The organism is Klebsiella terrigena (assembly GCF_012029655.1).
Classification (GTDB): Bacteria; Pseudomonadota; Gammaproteobacteria; order Enterobacterales; family Enterobacteriaceae; genus Klebsiella; species Klebsiella terrigena.
In genome coordinates this window covers 4,967,731-4,993,236 of sequence record NZ_CP050508.1, presented here as the reverse complement: position 1 = coordinate 4,993,236, position 25,506 = coordinate 4,967,731, and the positions used below count along the sequence as shown (strand labels likewise).

The window sequence follows — 25,506 nt, the reverse complement described above, 5'->3', positions numbered from 1 at the left end:
GCGTTTATATTAATGAAATCAATTGGTTTTTATTAAGCTACAGGACGGGGAATGGACAGGAACACTCAGGGATTCACTTCTTACTGGCGTAACACCTTAGCTGATGCCGAGTCTGGAAAAGGGGCATTTGAGCGCAAAGATGAAGATTCATTCACACAATGGATGAACGTTGATCAAGGAAGGTTGGGTGAAGAGATCGTGCAGTCGTTCTTCGAGGGCGAAGACGAGCAGGTTAAAACCGTCGAGGTGTTATTACGGCCCCAGGTATGGCTCCGTCTGTTAAAGCATGGTAAAGAGCGAACGGCGGGCGCACCAGGTATAGTTACGCCTCTGGTAACTTCCACACTCTTGAACCGGGAAGGATTTTTGTTTCCCTTATCGCCTGCCACCATTCCCCGAGACCTGCTTGAACCTCTCCCTAAAGGTACCTTTTCTATTGGTGAGATGGCGGAATATGACAAGTACAAAACCACGCATGATTCATTCACTTTTGGTCCCGGTAATGAGGATGAGCTGCGTGATGAGACTGATGAACAACGAGTGGAACGATATGCTCGTTATCAGCAGTTGTGGCAAAAGTACCTTAAAGATACTGATGAACTTTTAAAAAATGTTGCTGGCAGATGGCTTGCATCACCTGAGCAATATGAACCAGTTGGATATGGCTACATTATTAAAGCTAACCAGCCAGGAGGGGCCAGCATCCATATCCTGCCTATGTACGATCATCTGCTGTCGTGCAAAAAAGAGGTGCCATTGCTGGCGCGATTTGCCTCGAAAGATAAGTTTCCTGTTGAGCCGCTCCTTGCCAGTAATGCCATGTTCAGTGAGCGTCTGGGGCATTCCGGTGATAAATTTCCGCTGGCTGTGGCGCAGCGCGATGCCCTTAGCCATTATCTCACTCAACAGCCGGGCGATATTCTTGCCGTGAACGGTCCTCCGGGAACCGGGAAAACTACTCTGGTTCTCTCAATCATTGCTACTGAGTGGGCGAGAGCGGCTTTAAACAAAACCGAACCGCCGGTGGTGATTGCGACATCAACCAACAATCAGGCCGTTACCAATATTATCGAGGCCTTCGGTAAAGATTTTGCTACCGGCACTGGGCCTATGGCCGGGCGTTGGTTACCTGATGTAAAAAGCTTTGGCGCTTACTTCCCGTCTTCGGGACGAAGAGCCGAGGCGGTAAAAAAATACCAGACGGAAGACTTTTTTAACCGTGTTGAATCCCTTGAATATGTTGAAGGTGCCCAGTGCTTCTTCCTTGAAAAGGCAAGGGCAGCTTTTCCGAATGAGAAATGTCATTCACCTGAACAGGTTGTGGATCTCCTGCATCAGCGTTTGGTTGAACTCTCTGCAGAGCTTGAGCAAATTGAGCCTGCGTGGGATGACCTGAACGCAATCCGTCAGGAACGGCATGCCATCAGTGACGATCTCGAACAGTATATTCAGGATAAGAGAACGTTACTGCTCAATAGCACAAATGAAATCTCGCTATTAACGCAGGGCAAAAAACAGTGGGAACAATATCGAGCCGGTGAGTCGATCATATTCGCTCTCTTCTCCTGGCTTCCCGCCGTTCGTACTAAGCGTCACTATCAAATGAAGCTGTTTTTGGAGGCTACGTTTGGCGAAAGAATGACAGCATTCCAGGGATCTCAGCCTGATGGAATTGATGCCTTTATCGATGGATTGATTGAACAAGCTCATAAAGAGCAGGCTGGGTATCAACAGCAAATTGATCTTGCTGAGGACATTTCCCGACGTGAAAGCGAAACAGCTATACGCTGGCATGATATTACTCACTCACTGGGAAATCCGGGCGAAACAGAGTTAAGTCTGCACGAAGCTGATGAGCTTGCCGATACACTGCTCCGTTTCCCGGCGTTTCTGCTGGCGACGCATTACTGGGAAGGCCGGTGGCTGATGGATATGGCTGCTATCGATAACCTTCAAAAAGAAAAAGGTCTTAAAGGGGCGAAGGCCATTAAAGCCCGCTGGCTGCGTAGAATGAAACTAACTCCTTGTGTCGTGATGACCTGCTTTATGCTTCCTCACCATATGATCATCAGGGAGCATGTTGGCGGCAAGAAGTTTGATGATGGCTATTTATATAACTTTGCCGATTTGCTGATTGTCGATGAAGCGGGGCAGGTGTTGCCTGAGGTTGCGGCAGCTTCTTTCGCACTGGCGAAGAAAGCCCTGGTGATTGGTGACACAGAACAGATCGCGCCTATCTGGAATAGCTTGCCCGGTATTGATATCGGCAATATGGTTGAGGAGAACATTCTTCCGGGAGGTACGCAGGAAGAACTTACTGAAGCTTATGCCCTGGTGTGTGACTCTGGAAAAAGTGCTGCCTCTGGCAGCGTTATGAAGGTTGCACAGTTTAATTCCCGCTACCATTACGATCCGGATCTGGCGAGAGGGATGTACCTTTATGAACACCGTCGTTGCTTCGATAACATCATTGGCTACTGTAACACCCTCTGCTATCACGGTAAGTTGCAGCCCAAACGAGGGGAAGAAAAAGAGACAATATTCCCGGCAATGGGCTATTTGCATATTGATGGTAAAGGTATGCAGGCCAACGGTGGAAGTCGTTATAACGCTTTTGAAGCTGAGACGATAGCAGCGTGGCTTGCAGCTCACAAAGATGACATTGAGCGCCATTACGATAAGCCTTTACATGAATTAGTCGGCGTTGTGACCCCATTTTCGGCGCAGGTCAGCGCGATTAAATCGTCATTACGTAAGCTGGATATTAAGTGTAATGGCGATGAGCATTCGTTAACTGTGGGTACTGTTCATTCATTGCAGGGGGCGGAAAGGGCGATTGTACTTTTCTCTCCGGTTTATTCGAAGCATGAAGATGGCGGGTTTATCGACAGAGATAGCAGCATGCTGAACGTTGCGGTTTCACGTGCTAAAGATAGTTTCCTGGTCTTGGGGGATATGGACCTATTCGAGATCCAACCAGGCTCCTCGCCGAGAGGATTGCTGGCAAAATACCTGTTTGCGTCCACTAGCAATGCATTGCAGTTTGAGTACACAGAACGCCACGATCTTAGTTCAGCTCAAACACAGATCTCTACCTTGCACGGTGTTGAGCAGCACGATGCGTTTCTGAACCAGACTTTTGGCTCTATCGGGAAAAGTATTACAATCGTCTCCCCCTGGCTGACCTGGCAAAAGCTGGAACAAACCGGCTTTTTGACGTCGATGATTCAGGCGCGATCGCGCGGGATTGATATCACGGTAGTGACGGACAGGAAATTTAATATCGAACATGCCAATTATGAAAAGCGTAAAGAGAAACTGCAGCAACTTAATGATGCCGTGGAAAAGCTGAGCGAGATGGGTATCGAGACGAGACTGGTTAATCGTGTCCACAGTAAAATTGTGATTGGGGATGAAGGGGTGCTATGCATCGGTTCGTTTAACTGGTTTAGCGCCGCACGGGAAGAGAAGTATCAACGTTACGATACGTCGATGGTATACCGTGGCGACAGCTTAAAAGATGAAATTAAAACGATACATACCAGTCTGGAGCAGCGTCAGTTATAATCCTGGCTCATCGTTTTTTGTGATTGCGGCTTCTGTATTAACTATCTGGCATTATCGTTTATCGTTTATCGTTTATCGTTTATCTATATTGCCAGTGTTTTTATTACACTGGCGGTTCCATGGGGTAATAAGCAAAATACTTTTCTATTTTGACTTCATCGGGCTTATTCAAATGAAGTGCATTTTGCAAATGGCCTGAAGAGTCAACGTCACCTATGTTTCAAAATCATGCAATGACTTTCTTACGCGAATATCTCTGCGCACGTAGGTAAAGCTCCTAAAGCTGCAGGGTTTCGGATTTACCTGGCACGCCTTGCTTTTGGCTAATAATAAAGACCCCATAATAAGAGGGCTGTTATTAAAACGGCATTGAGCCGCGCGATAGGGTGACTCGGCTGACAAATATTATTCAAGCTTAATATACAGATAGCCATTATTGTTCTGCCAGGCTTAACGAAACAAACGGCGCCTGTGCGCCGTAATGGTGGGGGCGGTTAATCGCGGGTTTGTACCCAGAACGCGTGAATCAGGCCGGGAATATAACCCAGCAGCGTCAGCACAATGTTAAGAATAAATGCCCAGCCGAAGCCTTTACCCAACAGTACGCCAAGCGGCGGCAGAATAATCGTTAAAACAACTCTCCAGAATCCCATATACGCTCCCTATAAGAAAAATAACCGTTTTACCTGATTAAGCTTAGTAATTCTGCCCGAGACTGCCAGTTTGCCCGGCGGTTTTACTCTCCTTTACGCTGAAGGCGGGCGGTAACCGGCGCCGGAGATAACGTCCTTTATTTATCTTAGCGCGGGCTGTGCGCGCAGTTCCTGAGGATGACTGCCGAAACCTTCCCCGCAGCGCGATGCCGATAGCGCTTTGCATTGGGTTCTGTACATCCTGCAGATAGACGTCATTTCCCGGATTTATTCGCATGGAGGGCATGGAGCGCGCAGTCGATGCCCGCGATAGAGAAGGCGATATCGTCCAGCCTCGCCGCCTTAATCGCTCCCGACGCTATCTTATTGTTCCGGCCGAGCGTGCCGCTGATTTGCCGTGGTGTTTTGTAACCCCTTCGCCACACGATAGTTCGTTAATTATTTGCCCCTCGAAAAACAGATTGCCTTATTGTGAACAAAAGCTACCATCAATTCTCGTGGCTGAATATCTGGTTTGTCGGCTTTATAATCAGTGCCTGTATATAGTCGCAGAGTGTTTTAAACTCGAATACCTGGTGGGTAAATGAAATGCTTGCCATGTGTAAGTTAGGTGTTTTAGAACGGTTAAAACCTGATGTGGTCTCGTAACAATCTGATCTTAATATATCAATCTTATTGGCCACTCTTTTCAGGATATAGAAGCAGGCGACTATTTTCAGAAGATTATCGAATGTTTTGATATGTTTCTACCGACATCGCGGTCTGTGGTGCAATACTCCAGCTTTGTTTATCATTTGCGTTCATCATCTCATGCGTTTCAGCCGTCCCGACTGCCGGCGAAAAGTAAGCGGTTAGAGTAGAATCTGGCTAAATATCCCGCTGGCGGGGAAGAAGATGATGCTACGTGATACGAGTTGTCAGGAACGGTGATTAATAAACTAATCATTCTGATAACCTTTTAAAGACTTTTTGGAAGGCATTAGCATTTATAATTAGTTACACCAATGCTAACCTGGAAACAAGTTGATAGTCTGTCAATGGATGTTGCTGAAATAAATAGAGATCCCTCGCATTTTGCGTATTGCGATATGGATTTTCTACACCGGAACATAGTTAAATTCCGTTTGTTAATCTTTATTTGTTCGGTTAATATTTGCGCGAAAAATTTTCTTCATTCGCCGAATATCTAACTCACTGATTTCAAAGACACTGGTAGCTAAGGGTGTAGTAATATGGATCGCTCAGATAACATCCAAAGCTTTATTATTGGGGAGAGGGCTGCGTTCGTCCCTTCCCAGCGGGTGATTGTTGATAAGCTAAATGCAAAAGAAATTAAGCTACATCTTCCTGCGAGCTGCTGTCTGGAAAAGTTACTCCGTCACCAGGGCGAGATAGTTTCTCAGGAAGAGCTGATCCTCTGCGGATGGGGAAGCAAGCGCAATGCCGGGGTGAGCCATAACACTTATTACCAGTGTATTTTACATCTCCGAAAGTCCCTTGCAGCTTTAGGGTTTTCAGACGTTATTGATACGGTGCCAAGGCACGGATTGAGGTTTAATAATAGCGTAAAAGTAGCATATCTGTATCCGGATGAAGATATTGAGCTACAAATTGACAACAGTGTAAAAACCGACCTTGACGGCAAAGAGGCCCTGGCTCCGAATAATATCGCGAATGAAATTCCAGCCCTGGCAGAGGTTGATGATACTCTGGAGGTGTTTAATAGCACGCCCGAGGTATTACACGATCCGGCGGTAGATGAAATCAAGCCAGCAGAGAGTTCGGTAAATAGTCATGGCAATAACAGAGGTAAATGGTTAAGGAATGCAGGGATAGTCGTCATTGTGGCGATGGCTTTAGTGAGTATTTTTAATCATCACTATAGCGCCGGCGGCGATGCTTTTGCTGACTATATCAAAATCTCTTCCGATGGCTGTACTCTATTTTCAGCAGACCGCAATTATTCACCCGCCGAGATTAAGGAAATCCTCAGGGCACTAGGGTTATCCTGTGCGAATAAAGAAGTGGTTTATTTTACTGCGTCGCCAATGAATACACGCTTAAACTTAATGTATTGCCCCGTATACGATAAAAACAATCAAAACTGCCGCTCGCTGACGGTAATGAAAAACATGAAGGTAAAGTAATGCGAACAAAGATATATTACCTGGCAGCTTTACTGATAGTGACTGTATTTGCGGCGGTCTATTTTTTCAATTCGGATGATTCAAATAATAAAATTGTATGCCAGAGTCGTCATACCTTGCTGCATGATGGTTTTCGTCTGGACTCAAATTTTGGTTTCACCCTGGGGAATGATAAAGGCGAACTCACGGTGCACGCCATCGCCGCTGAGAATGGCGTGCAGTCGCAGGTTGGCAGAGTCATTAATTTTACATACGTGAAAAATAATGATGTTTACATACTTAAAAATCAGTATGTCGAGTACCTGAGTACCGATAACAGCAAAGGCAGCAATGTGGATTTTCATTTTCCTGCATTCTTTTATGAAGCAGGAAAAGAGCTTGCGCTGAAGATTGAGTACGATAAGTATAAAAATCCTGTCATCTACTTACATAATATGCCGGTGTTCTACTGTAAGAAATATAATCACGTTTAAATCATCCGGCAGGACTCTGCCTGTCATGGCCGGTTACGCAAAGAGCGCCGTGGCTTGCAAGGACGATGACGATCTCAGAGACCTTTTTGCTTATGACATACGTAGGCTGGCAAGGTCGAGAATATAAATAAATAGCTGTTTTGTTGCTCAAGTATTTTCACGTAAATATCCTTTTGGGGATAAACGAAAAACATAGGTTCATATTTCTCTAACCAGCTGTTGTTAACGGTTTCATCAGGGAAAACGACATTGTTAACCGAGTGCAGGTGATAAACGTTGTTGCGCTTTTCAATGTTGAAAAATATTTTTCGATTGAATTTGTTTGCCCCATTAGTAAGGGAGCGGCCATTCATGCTGAGCATGCCGCTATCTTTGCTAATTCTGTAAGTTAACGAGACATAGAGGTTCTCGTCCGCGTGGTGCTGAACAAAGGTTGCTTTGCATGTGAATTCAAGCGGCTGATAGCGCTGCCACAACGAATAACCCGCCAGTATTAAAGTTAAAAATAAGCATACACAAAGCACATACACCGATACACGGTAATGTCTCATTCTAATGATCCTCAATAAAATAGTTTGAAATACAGTAGTTAGGGCTGGACATGGGTTTATTACAGCGAATCACCGAAGCCCTGGGCAGCATGGCGTATCTGCTGATATATACCCATGGGAACTTTTGGCAGTCAGATTTGAACTGAACGCCGTAGTTAAGCGCTTTCGTTCGTTCATCGGCGCTATGAATATCTTTATTGAGGAACAGATGGCAGCCATCGGTGTTGACGGTGAGCTGATAGTTTTCGAAGTAACGCTGATCCTGGAAGTGGGCCACAATGACCTTGAGATCCGTCAGCAGAATAGAAAAGATAAGAATCGAGATGAGCAAAAAAAGTTTACTGAGTCTGCCGGCGTCTCCCTTTTTCAGGTACAGCGGATCGGGAATGTCGGGGACTGATGCCGGTATATCAGCAACGGACTCGACGGTTTCGTGCGGGCTGCTGGCATGGCCAGAGTCCGCTTTGTTCAGCTCTTCATAAGATGCGGGCAATGCTGCGTCATCGGCTGCCTGTCCATCATCATTGTCTGGTGCTGGCGGGTCAGTGGATTCAATGGTCTGAATCTGTGTATCAAGGGCCAGCGTTAAGCCAATACGCGGTATCGTTGTGATGGGGTCGCTGTGAAACCCAATCTCTTTCATCCCCTTTCTGAGTAGACAAATGTTTTGATAGTAGGTATTTGCTGAGACTACGAGCCCGAGTTTTTCCCAAACGTTATACATAAACTCTTGCTGCGTCACAATTGTGCCGGATCTCTCGATTAATAATAATAAACAACGGCTTGCCGGAGAGTTCAGAACGACCATATTCGTGGGGATGATAATATTTCTTAACTTGCGGGTCGTTGGGTGGAATTCAACAGCATTGTTAATAACGTAATATCTATGCATTAATTATATATAACTCATTCAGCAGCAGGTAAGATTTATCCGGCGGATGCAGATAAAATTAAGATATTTTCACATTTAGATAAAAGTATAAGTGATAGATTAAGCACTGCATACTCTGACTCCTGGCGAAAAGTCTTATTTATATAATTGCTTTGAATCAACGAGCCTGTCCGAGCGGGCTATCGCGGGCAGGACATTCTTTCCCTCAATAACATAAGCGAATCATCGGGTTGCCATTATGCGTCGGCATGAACCTGACGGCAGATTGTCTGATATCAGATTAAATTAAGAGCGATCCCGGCATGATTTTTACTTGATGTTTTAATCCGTCAATGCAGCGAAATGGTGGCATAACGTTTTTGCCATTATTCAATAAAGTATTCGGAAATACACGCAGTCGATTGCGCGAAGGGTTTATTGCAGCGGATGATCGAGGTTCTCGGGAGGTCTGTTGTTGTCGTCACGTATACCCAGGGATAGTTCCGGCAATCGCGGGTGATATGTTCGCCATATTTGCTGAGCACTGCTTTTTTCAGGCTGTCGGATGCCGGTTCTGCCGAAAAAACATGGCAGCGTTGTTGGGTCGAGGTTATCGTTTCATAGCCAGAAAAATAGCTTTCTTTTATACCCGCCATGTATGAGAAAAGCGCGGCAATCGCCACGATGGCTGCCGCCAGAAGAACGCCATTTTTTACCGTGAGAACCGGTCTGCGTCTCTTAATGCTGACAAGAGTGGCTGGCAAGGGTTTGTTGCGGTCTTCCGACCATGCCGGCTCATTTTTTAAGCTATATTCGTCCATAATCGTCGATGCGAGTTCGATCTCCTTGTGGCTATTGTCTTTAACCACCGCGATCGATGTATTGTGGAGCGGTTTCTTGGTGCTTCTTGAGTCAGGGGATGCGTCCGTGACTGATTGGCGGATTTGCGTGCCGGAGGCCAGAGTCAGCCCGATCCGGGGAAGGGTGATAATCACATTTTCCTCTAACCCTGCATGGGTAAGGCCTCTGCGGAGAATCGAGATATTCTGGTAATAGGCGTTGGCGGTGACTCGCATGCCGCTCTGTTTCCAGACGATATTCATAAAATCCTGCTGTGTGACGACGTCGCCCCCATGATTAATTAATAACAGCAAACAGCGCCCGGCGGGTAAATTAAGCGTGACCTTAAGATCTGGATTGTGGATATTACGTAGGGTACTTGTCGCCGGCTGGAACTCTACGCATTCATTAATGATATAATTGGTGCGTAAGTCTGTTATTAATTTATGTAATTTATTGCTGTCGTTCGCCATTTTATTTATCTCCTGGTAAAAGACAAGCATAAGCACGTGAGCGTAATAGCTGTAAAATGAATTTTGTTATTATTATATTATTTAAACATACTCGTTCGTGACGTTAGGTGAAGGCTCGCTAGCCGTTTCGCTCTGAGCCTGTCAAAGGAACGCTCAGGCCAGATATGTAAAAAAGCTGCGATGAGTCAGGCTGGCAGGGCGGTCTCCTGAACTTCAGGGCTGGCCTAAGGATAAGGGCCCCGCTAGTCGTTTTGTTTCCTGAGTCGGGCTGTTAACGGCCGAATGCGGAGGTTCGTGTAGCAGGCCCTGCCAACGTATTCAAAATACCCGTATCTACCCCAATCGTTTAAGCCCTCTTGCTGAGGGCATTTTATACTCTGAATGCCGGGGATTAATCTTCCTGGATAACGACCTCGAGAACCGCTTTAACCGGCCCGTCCGTAATAGCAGGATCTATCATGTAATAATCAGCGGTAAAGCTGATGTCCTGATTAAGGCTAAGGGATGGAATAGTGTAGGCATCGGTATCGAAAAATTTCACCGGAAGATTATTTTTTTTCAAAATGATCCCAACGTTGTTGGCGCCTCCGGGTACTGCTGTATTTTCCAGTACTCCTGGAGCGGTGCCAACCGCTCCCTTGGGGTTAAACCAGTAGGTGAGTTTCTGACCTTGCAGTTCAGTTGGGCAGGTAATATTCATGTCAATTTCTTTACCTTTGCCGGTTGTCGCCCCGCGAGCAAGCGCCAGCAGATCGCTTTTGGCAATTCTTTGCAGATGGACCGTACTCGGCCCTTTAAGCGAAATATTGCAGCTCTCATTACGAAAGGATATTGCTCTTGATGTTTTGGGGTTTACCCAGTAGATAGCGCCTTTTCTTGCATATCCCGGGTCGGCCGGGTCTGCCACGCGAAACTCAATTTCGACGTTGATGTTGGTCGCCCCGCTGGTATCAATGGGGCCCGTTTTAACTAACCAGGCAGAAAAGTACGGCGTTGCGAGAAACTGCGCGGATTTATCATAAGGCGTTGGCCAGGTTCCTGCCTTTCCGACGATCTGTTTACCGATCCGGCTCGAGAATATATCGCTGAACTGAATACCGATACCGTCAACGCCGGTTTCATAAACGGGCATGCCGCGAAGGCTCATCCCCGGAACCTCTGGCCTGCTCACGGCGACGATATAATTTGCTCCCGGTCCGCAGGTATAGAGTCGGTGATGTAGATTCATCCCGCCTATCGTTCGGCTATAAAGGATTGCGCCAACCGGAAGAGTCGGATCGGCTGATATCTTGGGGTACATCGTCATACCCTGACGTTCTTCTACGCCACCATTAGGACCCTCTTTACCCGCAGAATCGGTATAAGAGCATAGCCGTGCAGCCGAAACCCCGCCGCAGAAAAATATTCCGGCCAGCAGTACAATCATTTTTTTCATTTCACTCATCTCGTTATGATTATTATCGACACAGGGCTTCAGTCTGGCTGACTCCGGCGTTTTTCTTCTGACTGGCAGGTAAGGTATAGATGGCGGTACATTTCTGGCCCGCATTTTTACCCCAGCTGACCGTCAGTGCACCTGTTGGCTGCAGGCCGGTCATATAAACCATGCCTGCGTCGCTCACGATGCTGGCCTGGGATTTAGCCGCACCGGCAAGCGTGGCCATCGCGCCAAATGGCACCTCCCGGCCTGCTGGCGTTTTAAGCCGAATAAATGCCCGCTGCCCAATATTCCCGGCATAGTTTGCGCGCACGATGGCGCCACGGGTGGGAACAACCTGCTGCGTGGTCTGCATCAGCTCCATGTCGTCGCCAAAGGATGTGCTGTCCAGAGTGATATCGGTACTGCGGTAGGGGGTAATATAGGGAACGATGGCGTAGCCGCGACTGTCGGTGACGATTGTTGAATCCGAGCTGAGCCTGACGTTGTCCAGACCTGGGGCCTGGATTAGCACGGCCGCGTTGCTGATATTCTGGCCAAACGTTATTCCGTTCGCATGCGCGATCAGGCTGCCGCTGGCGCCGTAGTCGAAGCGCCGGCTGTTGTTGTCGTAGCTATAGCCGGCGTTGACGCTGCCGCGCGAGCCGTTATAGGTTCCCCTGAGGTCGCCGCTATAGTGCTCACGGTTGCTGTAACCCTGCTGGATGTCCCAGGCGAGATTATTGTTTTCCAGCCCGATGCCGCCTAAAGAAACGTACTGATCCGTAGAGCCTGGGCTACTTTCGGTGATCTGATAGCTGGCATAGGTATTTGGCAGCCAGTTGCTCAGAGGTATGGAGATGGTGAGCGCGAGGCGCTGATCGTTTCGCACCTCATGGCTGGAACTGTGTGTACCCCAGGTATAGCGGTTATAGCTATAGCCCAGATAGTAGTTAACACCCCGCCAGCCGCCGTTATAGCCGAGGCTCAATGATTTATTGGTACGCTTGTTATCCCAGTAATCTTCGATGAGGGCGCTGATGGACAGGCTACCTCGCGATTTACCCAGGCTCTGGTTAAGCGTCAGGTTAGTACGATTGCGTAAAGAGCGCGCCGAGTAATAACGTCCGTCATCGGAATAGGTATTAAGCACTTCGGAAAGGGTGTTAAACCCTTTTGTCGAGTAGCGATAGCCGGCAATAGTGAAATTGGTTCCGGTTTCGATAATATTTTTACCGTAGCGTATGCGCCACGACTGGCCGGACGTTTTATCGTCATAGCGTTTTTTTGACCATGCCTGGGTCACGTCGGCCGACAGGGCGCCCAGGTTGGCGAGGTTATACCCCATTCCGCCAGAAAGGGCCTGATATTTTGCCGATGCCTGCATACCGCCAAAAATGGTGGCGCTGGTTGATAAGCCGTATTTGGCGGTGGCCTGTGTAAAAGGGGGTTCATCAATGCTGCCGACGTAAGGGCGGTATCTCCCCGAGGTGATTTCATATTCGAACTGGTTCTCCCTCAGCATCACCGGCAGAGCCGCAAAGGGCACGATAAAGTTCTGTCTCGAGCCATCGGACTCTTCAACCGTAACATACAGATCGCCACTCCCACCGCTGGGGTACATATCCGTAATTTCAAACGCGCCCGGCGCGACGTAGGTCTGGTAAACCTGATAGCCATTCTGTTTGATCACCACCCGGGCGTTGGTTTTAGCAATACCGCGGATCACCGGGGCGTAGCCGCGCATGCTCTCCGGCAGCATGCTGGTATCCGTCGCCAGCTGCACGCCGGAAAAGGGGACGCTATCAAATATGCCGGATAGAGAAGAGCTTTCACCGATGATCAGGTCGCTGCTGATAGAGCGCAAGCTGCGCTGCAGATAAAGATAGGCGGAATCAAAATGAGCTGATTCCCCCTTACTTTTGTTCCACATGCTAAGGTTCCTGATGCGCCAGGGGCCGAGGTTTATCCCGGATTCCAGATTCAGGCCGTAGTATTCATTATCGCTTTTATAATCCTGCGAACCGTTAAACTGGTAGTTCACAAACATGGCGTTTATGCCGTCATCAAACTTTTCCGGCGGGATGTAGTCGTTGGCTACCGTGCTCATCGCGGCCTGAGGGGTGGAAATATCCAGGCGCTGGGCGGTGAAATCGAACACTGTTTTGCTGTCTGGAATAATATCGAAGTTGGCGCAGCCTTGTTCGTTCTCTTTTAGCTCGGGAAATGATTTAACTCTGACGCCATACCGGGAGAGGGCCTCCAGCGTAAAGCAGGGGGTTAGGTTTAGCTGTTTATCAAGCCTGCTGCTGCGCTCGGTCGCGACAAATTTAACGTTTTTGGTTTCCAGGTAGCGACCATTAAAGACGACGTCAACCCGGTAGTCGCCCGGAGCCTGAGCGTTGACCGACTGATAAATTGACAGGTCGGGGACGTTGGAGGCGTCACCTCCATTGGCTGATGTAATAAATGCGGGATCAAAGAATTCACGCGCATTCACCGTAGTGTGAATGCTCGCCGTCATTATAGTAATAATCGCTATGCAGAGCGTAGATAGCCTGAAGTGATCTTTGTGTTCTATTGGCATAAAAACATCCATTTATAAATGCGAACTGTTTATGGCAATATCGATGAATAGAGGGAACCTGCACCTCCATAATCATTGACTATTTTCCACGTTACTTTGGTAGCATTGCCGTTATCTTTTAGCGTTATAGCTTTTGAGGAGAAAGGCTCAATAAATTTAATTTGTGCCTGATATTCACTGGCGCCAATCTGGACATTTCTGAAATAAAAGAAAAATGGCGTTGGGTTTTTTATGGTGAGCTGCTTTCCGGCCCTGCGCCATTCTATTTTCTCGGCTTCGGTATTATTGGACAGCTCGGCTAGCGCCTTCGGTCGGTAAATAAGCCGCATGCGATGGCGAACGGCGAGCTGTATAGTATTGTTGCTCGCATAGGTATCATCCGACGGCGGGATGGCCATAATATTGAAAAAATAGGATGATTCACGGTCAGTGGGGGCATTGACGTTGCCAGTGGAGAATATACGGACGGTATTTTTCTGTTTCATCTCCAGGCGAAAAAGGGGGGGCGTGACCATAAATGCAGGAGGTTTTCCCTCTGCTGCTTCAACCCACGACTTGATCAGGTAAGGCATTTCGTCTTTATTATCAATCTGCGCAGATATCTCACGAGCGCCTTCTTTATAAAGATAGCGAGTTGATTCGATAACAATACCTGCATGCGCAAAGCCGCTCAGTATCATGGCGAAGGCAATGATTGCCTTGATCATCATCTGGTACATTAGATTCCTTCAGCATTTAATTAAAAGGGCCTGCTGAATGAGCAGGCCCCTTAAAAATTAATTAGAGGGTGTAATCAATGGTAAAGGTTGCAACACCTTTAACCGGGCCTTCAGTAACCGGGTTTGCCGCGTTGACTTTCACGTAGCCAGCAAGATATTCCAGGTTAGTTGCCTGCTGCGGGGTATAGGCTTCAGCAACCGCAGTGCCATCGAATTTGATACGAGCGCTGTTGCTTACTTTCTGAATACCAATACCGATGTTTTTAGCGCCGTTATCGGCAACGTTGTCCAGAATCTCAGGGGCTACAGAGGATGTACCGGTGACTTTCACGCTCAGACCGGTAATGTTGCTTTCATCCGCGCCGCCGATAGCACAGTCTTTAACCTGGAAACCAAACTTCTGGTTTTTAAATAAGGTATTAACAGACTGACCGGTTGCTTCAGCAGTGGTCACGGTCATTAACTTAACGATACCGTTGTTGAGGGTACCGGTCGGTGTCACGACGCAGGAAGTCTGAGAGTCTGCTACTTCACCCAGAATAGTAACTTCAGCCTGGTTCGTTGCCAAAGCCTGAGCACTGAAAGCGGTAGCGGCAGTAATAACCATAGCCAGAATTGTTTTTTTCATCCGTTTAATCCATTCATTTAAAGTTAAAATATTGAGTACCGGAAAAGAGACCGTGTATATAGACTTCAGCAACTTCTCCCGTATGTATCCATATATACTTACTCTGCAACCCTTACGGCTTGTATGGGTAAGTGCCGCTATATTAATCCTGGTCTGTTAAAATACTCATCTGAATTTTTTTCAATAAAACTTAATACAGGTAAAACGTTAAGCAGCGAGCAGGGGAAATGGCTTTCCTGGACGATGGGGAGCGTACTCATGGCGGGCGCTGCCGGGGCGATATAGGTGGGAAAACATCCGTTGAGATAAGTTACGAGGTTAAACAAAGTTAATATCTATAAAGATTGAGTGCGGTTTGATTTGAGGCGCTGAGTCAGCGTCGCTCTTCTTTTAGGTAAGATAGTAGTGAAACGCTTATAATAATCGTGGCCGCGTGATTATTATTATTCATGGCAGTCGTAATATCCTTGTTATCGACAGCGGTAACGCTTTGCAAGCTCTGGTGCTCAGAAAATAAAAAATGAGATAGCTACCAGTGAGGGTTGAAGTTCATCATCCATGGGCCGCTGAGTCGTTGATGTCTTGGTTTTCTCCTTGGTTAATTTTGTTCTATGTTATTGTTAAATATTACAAATTACACCTTCTTTTTTGTGATTCAGAAAAAATAATAGTGCCCAGTCCGGCACCCTTCGCGACAGGTCATCACGGCCGACGCTGGTATCAGCACCGCGGTATGAGGATGCTGCCCTCTATATGATCGAAGGCTGTAGAAAACAGGTTAAGTCCGGATAACGATACTCTTTGATAACAATCACTTTTCTTATTCATATTTTTATTTCTTATTTAGATCTGAAGCCTGGATTATTCATGAAACTAAAGTTGTTTTTTTACAGGAAGTGCCGAAAATAGCCTCCCATCAACACAGCATATGTGATTGATAAATTTATACCATCTGGAATATACAAATTAAATATATAAGGAATTGTGATGAAAGTACTTTCTCTTGAAGAAATGAATGCCGTTTCTGGTGCTTACTCCTGGAGCAGCCCGTGGGATATTTTTGGCAATATCGGTGAAGCGGTAGTCAGCGCAACGCTTGGCGCAGTTGCCGGCTTTGCTGGCGGGGCCGTTATTGGTGGTACGCACGGCGGCGACGGCGGCGGGCTCCTGGGTGTTGGTTCGATTGGTCAGGGTGTTGGCATGATCGTCGGCGGTATTATCGGCGGCATTACCTGCGGTATCGGCGGCGCGATTGTGGGTTACGATGATACCTGGAAGTATACCCAAAAGCTGGTCGAGGGTTATCTCGACGGCACCTTTAAACCATGATTTTGAATTAATTCCTCTTCTGGCCCGATGCGTCGGGCCTTTTTATATCAGGTCAGGTACTCATGGGTAAAAGATTGTTCAGACAGGAAGCGATAGAGCATCAGCGAAGCTACTGGAAAGGACGCGTGATTTTGTTCGGAGGCGTTTCGCCGCTGATAGTTTCCGCCTGCTGTATCGCTTTTTTAGCTGTTATCATCGCCATGCTTTGCTTTTTTAAATATACCAAAAGAATTGATGTCGCCGGCGAGGTGATCACTTTGCCTCATCCTCTTAATATCTCCTCACCGCTGTTGGGTTCGATCTCGAAACAGTATGTCCAGGTTGGTGATGTTGTTAAGAAAGGCGCCGTGTTATTTGAGCTGGATGTGTCCAAAAACACCGACGTCGGCAACGTCAGTGATACCAATGTTTCGATGGTGAAAGCCAAGATTGTCAATGCTGAAGATATCATCCAAAAACTAAAAGCTAACAAAGATGATTTTATTGGCACCACGCGTCGCCAGATTCAGCGCTATGAGCGCTCCCTGGATGAAACCGAGAAAATGCTGACGACGGCCAAAAAAGGGCTTTCACATATTGAGACATCGCTGAAAAACTACAGCAGCTACCTGCAGCGGGGGTTGATCAATAAAGATCAGTACAATAATCAGCACTCTCTTTTCGTCCAGCAGCAAAATGCATTTCAGTCGTTATCATCGCAGAAAATGCAGATAGAACTGCAGCTCACCCAGACCCGGAGTGATTTAACGGTAAAGACCGCTGAGATTGATAATCAGATTACTTCACAATATAGCCAGCTGAGAGATCTGCAAACTCAGCTGATTGAAAACAGCGCGAGCGGAAGAATTTTAGTGAAGTCGACGATTGATGGCCGGGTGGAGTCGATAGCCGTTACCCGTGGTCAAATGATCGAGGCCGGGAGCAGCCTGGCTCAGGTTAAGCAGCTTACCGGCATTAACTATTATTTACTGCTGTGGCTACCCGATAACAGTTTACCCTATGTCAAAATCGGCGATACCGTGAATATCCGCTACGATGCGTTTCCTTCAGATAAGTTTGGTCAATTTTCTGGCAAGGTGATGTCAATCTCATCAATGCCGGTTACCCGCCGGGAATTATCTGACTATGGCAATAGCCAGGCCAACAGCAATACGACACCCACGCTCTACAAAGCAATTATCAACGTTAAAGAAAAAGAGTTTATTTATAAGAACAGAACGCTTGTGCTATCGAATGGCCTTAAGGCGAAGAGCATTGTTTTTACCGAGGAGAGGCCGCTGTATCAGTGGCTGTTCTCACCAGTATATAAAGTAGTTCAGAGCCTTAAGGGACCCAAAGATGAATAAAGATGTGCTTGATTCAATTTTTAGAAGGATCAACTTTTCAATCAGGAACAAAGTCCCGGTAATTATACAGTCTGAATCAACGGAGTGCGGTAATGCCTGCTTAGCAATGATTTGTGGGTTCTATGGCAAAGATATCGATCTGTTCAACTTTCGCAATACCTACGGCTCCTCATCCCACGGAACGACGTTAAACGCCCTGGCGACGATTGCGCAGAAGGCAGGCCTGAAAACGCGGGCATTATCCCTGGATATTGCAGAGATCGGCGAGCTCCGTCTGCCCTGCATACTGCACTGGTCATTAAATCACTTTGTCGTGCTGGTTGCGGTAAAGGGTAAGCGTTTTGTTATTAACGATCCGGCGCTTGGGCGACGCGTGGTTCATCGTAAGGAATTATCAGAAAACTTCAGCGGCATCGCGCTTGAGGCGTGGCCGGATAGCGGCTTCGTTCAGGAAAAGCAGCGCTCGCGGCTAAAGCTGCGGGAGTTAATGCACAACATTGTTGGCCTGAAGTCAGCGCTGACGAAAATATTGATGCTGTCGGTAGTCATTGAAACGGTGAATTTGCTGCTGCCAATGGGCACGCAGGTTGTTACCGACCATGTTATTACCGCACATGATGAAAACCTGCTGCTGGTCATCTGCGTCGGGCTAATGTTTTTTACGATTTTTAAAACCTGGGTCAGTATGCTGCGCGCGTGGGTTTCGCTAAAGCTGAATACGCTGACCGACGTGCAGTGGAAAACGAGCTTTTTCGATCATCTGATCGGCCTGCCGCTCGCTTTCTTTGAGAAGCGCCAGTTGGGGGATATACAGTCGCGGTTTGCTTCTCTGGATACCATCCGCTCAACCTTTACCAACAGCATCGTTAGCGGAATTATTGACTCCATCATGACCATCGGCCTGCTTGTGATGCTGAGCCTGTACGGCGGCTGGCTGGTGTGGGTTGTGCTGGGGTTCACTCTTTGCTACGCCGCGATGCGCGCGATCACCTATAAATTTTATCGCGCCATCAATGAAGAGCTGATCGTCAAACGCGCGCGTTCGGGCTCGCATTTTATGGAGACGCTGTACGGCATCGCGACGATAAAATCGCTTAACCTGAAAAACAGGCGCTCCCAGCACTGGCTGAATACCAATATCGATGTCAGCAACGCCGGTCTGAAGCAAACGCGTTTCGATATGCTGTTTGGCGGGATTAATACCTTCATTAACTCGGCCGATCAGGTTGTCATTTTATGGCTGGGCGCGCAGATGGTTATGGATAACACGATGACCATCGGTATGTATATGGCGTTTAACGCCTATCGCGGCCAGTTTGCCCAGCGCGCCGCGTCGCTTATCGACCTCACGATGCAGCTGAAAATGCTGTCGCTACATAACGAGCGTATTTCTGAAATTGTCTACAGCGAACCGGAGGCAGAGTCGCCGGTAAGAAAGATTTTTGCCGATGACGTTGGCGTTTCTTTAGACGTGCAGAATTTGGCCTATCAGTATGACCTGCTGTCAAAACCCGTATTTTCTAACGTCAATATTAGCGTGGCCGCTGGAGAGTCCGTCGCGCTGATCGGCGCGTCAGGCATCGGTAAAACAACGTTACTCAAAGTCATGTCTGGCCTGCTGACGCCGGAGCGCGGCGATATATTTATCGGCGGTTTTGATATTAACAAAATCGGCATTAATAACTTCCGCAGCAATATCGCCTGCGTATTACAGGAGGACCGCCTGTTTTCCGGGTCTATTGCCGATAACATTTCGGGCTTTGATGAGGAGATGGATCGGGCGCTGCTCGTTGACTGCGCCATGAGATGCAATATCCATGAAGAGATCCAGCGCATGCCGATGGGCTATGAAACGATTATCGGCGAGCTTGGCGCCGGGATCTCCGGCGGTCAAAAGCAGCGCTTGCTCATTGCCCGGGCGCTCTACCAAAAGCCGAAAATTTTATTTATGGATGAGGCTACCAGCCATCTCGATATTAATAATGAAAAGATGGTCAACGCGGCGATTGAATCGTTAAACATCACCCGAATTATTATCGCCCACCGTCCTTCAACCATCGCCAGCGCCGATCGAATTATTGATTTAGCGAAACTGACCTCGTTGCCACAGCAGCTTACTACGGAGACTATTTGATGAACATCTTAACGGGTATTAATAGCGGAATAATTAAATCCCCCAACGCGGTGCTGGCGTTAGCCCTGAAGATGCAAAGCGTCGTGAGTGCAGAAGCGCTGGTGTATCTCCCGCCCGATCGGGTTCAGGACCTGGTATTTGCGGTTTTCAGCGGCTACCGCAGGCTGCAAATGCTGTTTCGCGAGGACCCCGAGAGCATCAGAGCCCGCACCATCGCCGATACCGAGCGGTTAAACAACCGTACGCTCACCGTCACGCTTGATGAAATACAGAACCCCAACGTCGCGCTGCGGGTGACCGATTTCGTGATGAAAGATGGTCAGGAGAAGGTCACCTTTCTGTTCTTTTTGCAAAATGATGAGGTGATATCCGTCGATCTGACGGTTACGCAGATGGAGTTTTTGCTCAACCTTTTGCTGGCAACGATACATAAGACCGGGGACGCGGCGTTTATTTCCCTGGCCCTGCAGGCAAACGATTTTATTCCGTTGTATACCGTCAATTTTGCCAATATCGACAGCAGCGGAATTAACTACAATAAATTTAACGTGCCGGCGTGGAAACTCTCCGCCTTCAGCGATTTTTATTCGCTGGTTATGATCGGCGACGATGGCGATATTCCGTGCGGGGCCATCATTAAAGCGCTGCCGGGGCTTGAAGCGAGCCGGATTAAGGCGATCGGCGAATTATTATTAAATAATAACCCGCTGCTGGCTCCCTACCGGCAGCGAACGCTGGCCTTTGAGTGTCAAAAGATCGACCCCCAGATAAGAGAAGAGGAGTTGGAGAAGCTGCTGCGGGCGCATATCCAGCATCGAACCACGCAGATGTCGCCATCAACGTGCTAGCGCCTCCTGGCAGAGTGCGCGAGCGAGCGAGGGCGAGCGGGGCGGATAGCGATCCGGCCCGCTCGCCGCCCGGTTATGCCCGCTGCGCCGGGCGTCGGTGCCGGTACAGCCACATCAGCTTATAGGCCGCCGGAATGATAAACAGCGACAGCAGCGGGGCGGTGATCATCCCGCCAATCATCGGCGCGGCGATGCGGCTCATCACCTCCGAACCGGCGCCGGTACCCCATAAAATCGGCAGCAGGCCGGCGATAATGACCGCCACGGTCATCGCCTTTGGCCGCACGCGCAGCACCGCGCCGCGGTACAGCGCCTCGTCAAGCTTATCAGCGCTGAAGGTTTCCGCGTTTTCCAGCGACGGCTCCGCTTCAATGGCGTGGCGCAGGTACATCAGCATCACCACGCCAAATTCCGCCGCCACCCCGGCAAGGGCGATAAAGCCGGTACCGGTCGCCACCGACAGATGGAATCCCATCCAGTAGAGGAACCAGATGCCGCCGACCAGCGCGAACGGCACGCTGGCGATGATCAGCAGCGCCTCGCCAAAGCGACGGAACGCGAGGTACAGCAGGACGAAAATGATCATCAGCGTCATGGGGACCATCAGCTTCAGCTTCTGGTTGGCGCGTTCGAGCAGCTCAAACTGGCCGGAGTAGGAGACGCTGGTCCCCGGCTTCAGCTTCACGCCCTGGGCGATGGCCTGCTGCAGATCGTGCACCACCGACACCATGTCGCGATCCCTGGCGTCGATATAGATCCAGCTGGTCGGGCGGGCGTTCTCGGTTTTCAGCATCGACGGGCCGGTTACTACCTTGACCTGCGCCACGTCGCCGAGGACGATTTGCTGCTTCAGCGGAGTGAGGATCGGCAGCTGGCGCAGGGCCTCCGGGCTGTCGCGGTAGCTTTGCGGGTAGCGGATGTTGATCGGGTAGCGCTCGACGCCTTCTACCGTTTCGCCCACCATCGCGCCGCCGATGGCCGAGGAGACGAACAGCTGCACGTCGCCGACGCTCATGCCGTAGCGGGCAGCCTGCTCGCGGTTGATATCGATGTTGAGATAGCGCCCGCCGACCAGCCGCTCCGCCAGCGCTGAGGTGACGCCCGGCACGGTGCGGGCCACCGCTTCAATCTGCTCGGCGCTCTCGTCGATATCGGCGAGGTTAGTGCCGGAGACCTTAATGCCGATCGGGCTCTTGATCCCGGTGGAGAGCATATCGATCCGGTTGCGGATCGGCGGCACCCACAGGTTGGCGAGTCCCGGCAGGCGCACGGCTTTATCCAGCTCTTCGACGATCTTCTCCATGGTCATCCCCGGGCGCCACTGATTCTGCGGCTTGAGCTGAATGGTGGTCTCGACCATCTCCAGCGGGGCGGAATCGGTGGCGGTCTCGGCCTTACCGGTTTTGCCGAACACGCGGGCCACTTCCGGCACCGTCATGATCAGCTTATCGGTCTTCTGCAGCATATCCGCCGCCTGCGAGGCGGAAATTCCCGGCAGGGTTGACGGCATATACAGCAGATCGCCTTCGTTGATCTGCGGCAGGAACTCGCCGCCCACCCGGCTGAGCGGCCAGATGACCGTCAGGATCGTTAGCGCCGCGACCAGCAGGGTCGCCTTCGGCCAGCGCAGCACCTTCAGCAGCAGCGGATGATAAATGCGGATCAGGAAGCGGTTGAGCGGGTTGCTGCTCTCCGCCGGGATCCTGCCGCGGATCCAGAACCCCATTAGGATCGGGATCGCCACGATCGCCAGCAGCGCCGCCCCGGCCATCGACCAGGTTTTGGTAAACGCCAGCGGGCCGAACAGCTTTCCTTCCTGCCCTTCGAGGGTGAAAATTGGGATAAACGACAGGGTGATAATCAGCAGGCTGATAAACAGCGCCGGGCCGACCTCCACCGAGGCGTCGGTGATGATTTTCCAGCGCGTGTCGTTATCGGGCCGCTCTCCGGGATGCTGATGATCCCACTCCTCCAGCCGCTTGTGGGCGTTTTCTATCATCACGATGGCGGCATCGACCATCGCCCCCACCGCAATCGCAATTCCGCCCAGCGACATGATGTTGGCGTTCAGCCCCTGGAAATGCATCATGATAAAGGCGAAGCACAGGCCGAGCGGGAGAGAGATGATGGCGACCAGCGCCGAGCGTAGGTGCCACAGGAACAGGGCGCAGACCAGCGCGACGACGATAAACTCCTCCAGCAGCTTCATGCTGAGGTTGTCGATGGCCCGGTCGATCAGCTGGCTGCGGTCATAGGTGGTGACCACTTCAACCCCTTCCGGCAGGCTGCTCTGCAGGGATGCCAGTTTGGCCCTTACGGCCGAAATCACTTCGCGGGCGTTCTTGCCGGAGCGCAGGATCACCACGCCGCCGGCCACTTCGCCTTCGCCGTTCAGTTCGGCGATGCCGCGGCGCATTTCCGGGCCGATTTGTACCCTGGCGACGTCGCGCAGATAGACCGGCACGCCGCTGTCGCCGGTTGCCAGCACGATGTGGTTAAAGTCATCGAGGCTTTGCAGATAGCCGCTGGCGCGCACCATATATTCGGCTTCCGCCAGCTCGACGGAAGAGCCGCCGGCCTCCTGGTTGGAGGCATCCAGCGCCGATTTCACCGCCGCCAGGGTAATGCCGTACTGGGTCAGCTTCAGCGGGTCGACCACGACCTGATACTCTTTGACCACGCCGCCCACCGAGGCCACTTCCGAGACGTCCGGAATCGTTTTTAGCTCATATTTTAAAAACCAGTCCTGCAGCGAGCGCAGCTCGGCGAGGTCGTGCCTGCCGCTGCGGTCGACCAGCGCGTACTCGTAGATCCAACCGACGCCGGTGGCATCCGGACCCATTTCGGCGCTGACGCCGGCCGGAAGCTTGCCCTGCACCTGGTTGAGGTACTCCAGCACCCGCGAGCGCGCCCAGTAGGGATCGGTGCCGTCGGCAAAAATCACGTAGACGTAGGAGGCGCCGAACTGCGAGAAGCCGCGCACCGTTTTGGCTCCCGGCACCGAGAGCATGGTGGTGGTCAGCGGCCAGGTGACCTGGTTTTCGACGATTTGCGGCGCCTGGCCAGGGTAGCTGGTCTTGACGATCACCTGCACGTCAGAGAGATCCGGCAGGGCATCCACCGGCGTATGGACGATGGTCCACGTCCCCCAGATGCTGAGGAACAGCGCCCCCATGATCACCAGAAAGCGGTTGGCCACCGAGCGACGGATAATCCATTCAATCATTTGTCATCTCCTCAGTGCGCATGCGCCGCGCTATTCGGTACGTTCGGCGTCGCGGCGGTCGGCTTTGCGCGCATCCGATCCAGCGCGCCGGAGATATTGGCCTCGGAATCAATCAGGAACAGGCCGCTGGCGACCACCTTCTCTCCTTCATGAATGCCGGAGCGGATCGCCGTCATATCGCCGGACTGCTGGAAGACCTCGACCGGTTTCGGCACGAAGCGGCCGTCGCCGTCCACGGTGATAACCCGCTGCTCCGCGCCGCTGTCGATCAGCGCTTTCGACGGGATTAGCAGCATCGGCTGACTCTGCGCGTTCAGCTTCAGCCAGGCGGTCATTCCCGGCTTCAGCGCCTCGTCCGGGTTATCGACCTGCAGACGCAGCTGCAGCGTGCGGGTAGCCGCATCCACGCCGGGCAGCATGCTCCATTTGCTGATGGTGAAGGCTTTGTCCGGCCATGCCGGAACAGAAAGGGCAAACTGCGAGGCGTCTTTAATCAGCCAGGCGATAGATTCCGGCACCGAGGCGCTAATCCACACCGGGTCCATGCCCTGAATTTTGGCCACCACGTTATCTTTGGCGATGTTCATGCCGGTGCGAAGATCAAAGGCGGTAATCACGCCGTCAATCGGCGCTTTAAGGGTGAAGCGGGTCTGAATTTTGCGCGTCGCCTTCAGGCGGCGGATATCCTCATCCGGCATTCCGGCGAGGCGCAGCCGCTCGAGGATCCCCTCCACCTGGGTGGCGGTGCCGCCGGTTTCCTGCAGCAGCAGATATTCACTCTGCGCCTCGACCCAGTCGGGAATGGTCAGGTCGATAAGCGGGGTGCCTTTCTTTATCTTATCCCCGACGGTCAGCGGGTAGACCCTGTCAATAAAGCCCGCCGAGCGCGCCTGGACGATGACAAACTGGTATTCGTTATAGCTGACGTTGGCCGGGAAGGTCCGGGCGTAGCTGAGCGGGCCGCGGACGACGGCGGCGGTTTTAACGCCCAGATTCTGGGTTTGCGTCGGGTCGATGCGTACGCCCGGCGCGGCCGAAGGCGGCGCCTCTTCATCGGCGTATTTGGCCACCAGGTCCATATCCATAAACGGCGATTTCCCCGGCTTATCAAAGCGCGTATTGGGGTACATCGGGTCATACCAGAACAGGACTTTACGCGCCTGTCCGGCGGCAGGCTCCGCGTCGCCCGCAGGGTGAGCGGGGGCAAGCCCGCTATAGAGGCCCGCCGCAATCATCCCGCCAAGAGACATACTGCTGATAATGAGCGCAGCGGTTTTAAGTTTTAGAGAGACCATCGTAATGCGCTCCGTGAACACCTTATTAGTTAACGTGGATATCCTGTAATAAGGAGAGGTTGCCCTGTTGAATAAAGGTGAAGGCGACCTTATCGCCGGGCTTAACCGCGCCAAGCTGGGTTTGCGGAGTGATGGTGAAGCGCATGGTCATCGGCGGCCAGTTCAGCGCCGGGATGGCGTCATGGTCGATGGTGACTTTTTTACTCTCCATATCAATGATTTTGACTTCGCCGGTGGCGCTGATGGCCTGCGCCTGCCCGGCGGCGGGCGCGGCGGGCATCATTTCGCCATGCTGGTGTCCGGCGGCCTGGGCGCCGGAGACCGCTGCGGACAGAAGAAGACCAAAAATGACCGTTTTTGCGACATGATTCATGATTAACACTCCTGATATTCAATAATGGG

18 protein-coding genes and 1 pseudogene are annotated in these 25,506 nt (G+C 50.5%); 7 read left to right on the top strand and 12 right to left on the bottom strand.

Annotation, left to right across the window (positions count from 1 at the left end; genetic code table 11):
- Nucleotides 1-51 precede the first annotated feature (51 nt).
- Complete coding sequence (locus HCK03_RS23410; protein ID WP_167692257.1) at nucleotides 52-3,567, top strand: AAA domain-containing protein; 3,516 nt, start codon at nucleotides 52-54, stop codon at nucleotides 3,565-3,567.
- A 494-nt stretch (nucleotides 3,568-4,061) separates the two neighbouring features.
- Here HCK03_RS23410 and HCK03_RS23405 read toward each other — a convergent pair whose 3' ends face one another.
- On the bottom strand, nucleotides 4,062-4,220 hold the full coding sequence (locus HCK03_RS23405; protein ID WP_041143845.1) for a YqaE/Pmp3 family membrane protein: 159 nt from the start codon (nucleotides 4,218-4,220) through the stop codon (nucleotides 4,062-4,064).
- 1,232 nt (nucleotides 4,221-5,452) lie between these two features.
- Between HCK03_RS23405 and HCK03_RS23400 the strand changes: the two genes are divergently transcribed.
- Nucleotides 5,453-6,367 (top strand): transcriptional regulator, encoded by a 915-nt coding sequence (locus HCK03_RS23400; protein ID WP_167692256.1) that lies wholly within the window; start codon nucleotides 5,453-5,455, stop codon nucleotides 6,365-6,367.
- The gene (locus HCK03_RS23395; protein ID WP_115193675.1) at nucleotides 6,367-6,840 is read left to right on the top strand and encodes a hypothetical protein; all 474 of its coding nucleotides are present in this window, start codon (nucleotides 6,367-6,369) and stop codon (nucleotides 6,838-6,840) included. The genes HCK03_RS23400 and HCK03_RS23395 overlap by 1 nt, the downstream gene beginning before the upstream one ends.
- 74 nt (nucleotides 6,841-6,914) lie before the next feature.
- Here the strand turns inward: HCK03_RS23395 and HCK03_RS23390 are convergent, their stop codons facing one another.
- From HCK03_RS23390 to HCK03_RS23360, 8 genes and pseudogenes are all read right to left on the bottom strand, one after another.
- Nucleotides 6,915-7,391, bottom strand: coding sequence for a hypothetical protein (locus HCK03_RS23390; protein WP_115193674.1), 477 nt, complete (start codon nucleotides 7,389-7,391; stop codon nucleotides 6,915-6,917).
- Between the two features lies 1 nt (nucleotide 7,392).
- The gene (locus HCK03_RS23385) at nucleotides 7,393-8,034 is read right to left on the bottom strand and encodes a hypothetical protein (protein ID WP_266096263.1); all 642 of its coding nucleotides are present in this window, start codon (nucleotides 8,032-8,034) and stop codon (nucleotides 7,393-7,395) included.
- 6 nt (nucleotides 8,035-8,040) lie between these two features.
- Nucleotides 8,041-8,199 (bottom strand): annotated as a pseudogene (locus HCK03_RS26500) (winged helix-turn-helix domain-containing protein); the annotation flags it as partial.
- Between the two features lie 449 nt (nucleotides 8,200-8,648).
- Nucleotides 8,649-9,575 carry a winged helix-turn-helix domain-containing protein gene (locus tag HCK03_RS23380; RefSeq protein WP_167692254.1) on the bottom strand — a complete coding sequence of 309 codons (927 nt, stop codon included), beginning with the start codon at nucleotides 9,573-9,575 and terminating at the stop codon, nucleotides 8,649-8,651.
- Nucleotides 9,576-9,966: 391 nt separating this feature from the next.
- Entirely contained in the window at nucleotides 9,967-11,010 is a 1,044-nt protein-coding gene (locus HCK03_RS23375) for a fimbrial protein (RefSeq protein ID WP_167692253.1), read from the bottom strand.
- Between the two features lie 22 nt (nucleotides 11,011-11,032).
- Nucleotides 11,033-13,579: a fimbria/pilus outer membrane usher protein gene (locus tag HCK03_RS23370; RefSeq protein WP_041143849.1), complete on the bottom strand. Its 2,547-nt coding sequence runs from the start codon at nucleotides 13,577-13,579 to the stop codon at nucleotides 11,033-11,035.
- A gap of 29 nt (nucleotides 13,580-13,608) precedes the next feature.
- Nucleotides 13,609-14,298 (bottom strand): fimbrial biogenesis chaperone, encoded by a 690-nt coding sequence (locus tag HCK03_RS23365; protein ID WP_041143850.1) that lies wholly within the window; start codon nucleotides 14,296-14,298, stop codon nucleotides 13,609-13,611.
- Between the two features lie 61 nt (nucleotides 14,299-14,359).
- A complete protein-coding gene (locus HCK03_RS23360; protein WP_041143851.1) occupies nucleotides 14,360-14,926 on the bottom strand; it encodes a fimbrial protein in 567 nt (188 codons plus the stop codon).
- Between the two features lie 987 nt (nucleotides 14,927-15,913).
- Between HCK03_RS23360 and HCK03_RS23355 the strand changes: the two genes are divergently transcribed.
- From HCK03_RS23355 to yjeJ, 4 genes are all read left to right on the top strand, one after another.
- Nucleotides 15,914-16,255: a hypothetical protein gene (locus tag HCK03_RS23355; protein WP_041143852.1), complete on the top strand. Its 342-nt coding sequence runs from the start codon at nucleotides 15,914-15,916 to the stop codon at nucleotides 16,253-16,255.
- A 62-nt stretch (nucleotides 16,256-16,317) separates the two neighbouring features.
- Nucleotides 16,318-17,601 carry an HlyD family secretion protein gene (locus HCK03_RS23350; RefSeq protein WP_134525193.1) on the top strand — a complete coding sequence of 428 codons (1,284 nt, stop codon included), beginning with the start codon at nucleotides 16,318-16,320 and terminating at the stop codon, nucleotides 17,599-17,601.
- Entirely contained in the window at nucleotides 17,594-19,735 is a 2,142-nt protein-coding gene (locus HCK03_RS23345) for a peptidase domain-containing ABC transporter (protein WP_167692252.1), read from the top strand. Before HCK03_RS23350 ends, HCK03_RS23345 begins: the two co-directional genes overlap by 8 nt.
- The gene (gene yjeJ, locus HCK03_RS23340; RefSeq protein WP_041143855.1) at nucleotides 19,735-20,583 is read left to right on the top strand and encodes a YjeJ family protein; all 849 of its coding nucleotides are present in this window, start codon (nucleotides 19,735-19,737) and stop codon (nucleotides 20,581-20,583) included. Before HCK03_RS23345 ends, yjeJ begins: the two co-directional genes overlap by 1 nt.
- A gap of 73 nt (nucleotides 20,584-20,656) precedes the next feature.
- Here the strand turns inward: yjeJ and HCK03_RS23335 are convergent, their stop codons facing one another.
- Genes HCK03_RS23335 through cusF form a run of 3 tightly spaced genes read right to left on the bottom strand, consistent with a single transcriptional unit; the run spans nucleotide 20,657 to nucleotide 25,477 of the window.
- Complete coding sequence (locus tag HCK03_RS23335) at nucleotides 20,657-23,809, bottom strand: CusA/CzcA family heavy metal efflux RND transporter (RefSeq protein ID WP_041143856.1); 3,153 nt, start codon at nucleotides 23,807-23,809, stop codon at nucleotides 20,657-20,659.
- Nucleotides 23,810-23,820: 11 nt separating this feature from the next.
- A complete protein-coding gene (locus tag HCK03_RS23330; RefSeq protein WP_041143857.1) occupies nucleotides 23,821-25,104 on the bottom strand; it encodes an efflux RND transporter periplasmic adaptor subunit in 1,284 nt (427 codons plus the stop codon).
- Nucleotides 25,105-25,129: 25 nt separating this feature from the next.
- Nucleotides 25,130-25,477, bottom strand: a complete 348-nt coding sequence (gene cusF, locus HCK03_RS23325; RefSeq protein WP_041143858.1) for a cation efflux system protein CusF — start codon at nucleotides 25,475-25,477, stop codon at nucleotides 25,130-25,132.
- Nucleotides 25,478-25,506 lie beyond the last annotated feature (29 nt).